1 pseudogene is annotated in these 590 nt (G+C 66.1%); it reads left to right on the top strand.

Features of this window, described 5'->3' with window-relative positions:
- Positions 1–590 (top strand): annotated as a pseudogene (locus AC3WUT_RS30175) (RND family transporter); the annotation flags it as partial.

Raw genomic sequence — 590 nt, 5'->3', positions numbered from 1 at the left:
TGCGCCCCGAGGCCCGCTTCAACCGCGACGCGGTGTCCATCTCAAGCAACTTCGACACCGGGCTCGATTGGCTCACCGTGGTCTTCGAGAGCACCGCCAAAGAAGGCAGCCCCGAGGCCGCCAGCCTGTGCGAGAACGTGAACCTGGGCCTGTACCAGGACCGCTTCACCTGGGCGCTGCAGCCCGTGCAGGGGGTGCTGTCGGTGTCCTCGTTCTCGGGCCAGATGCGGCTGTACAACGAGGGCTACAACGAAGGCAACCCCAAGATGAGCGTGGTGCCCATCGACCCGGGCAACTACGCGGCGCTGGCCACCGAGATCGGGCGCATCCGCGGCACCATGCGCAAAGACTGCAGCATGACGGCGGTGCACCTGTTCCTGACCGACCACAAGGCTGCCACCATCAACCGGGTGATTGCGGCGGTGGAGGCCTTCAAGAAGGCCAACCCGGGTGACGGGCCAGGCGAAGGCGTGCAGATCCGCCTGGCCTCGGGCAACGCGGGGGTGCTGGCCGCCATCAACGACGAGGTGGAGAAGAGCGAGCTGCCGATGATGCTGTACGTGTACGCGGCCATCGTGATCCTGGTGTTC

It is taken from the genome of Curvibacter sp. EU05-FHT14A10 (assembly GCF_058791075.1).
The sequence above is the reverse complement of the archived record's forward strand: the minus strand, read 5'-3'. Positions and strand labels throughout refer to the sequence as shown.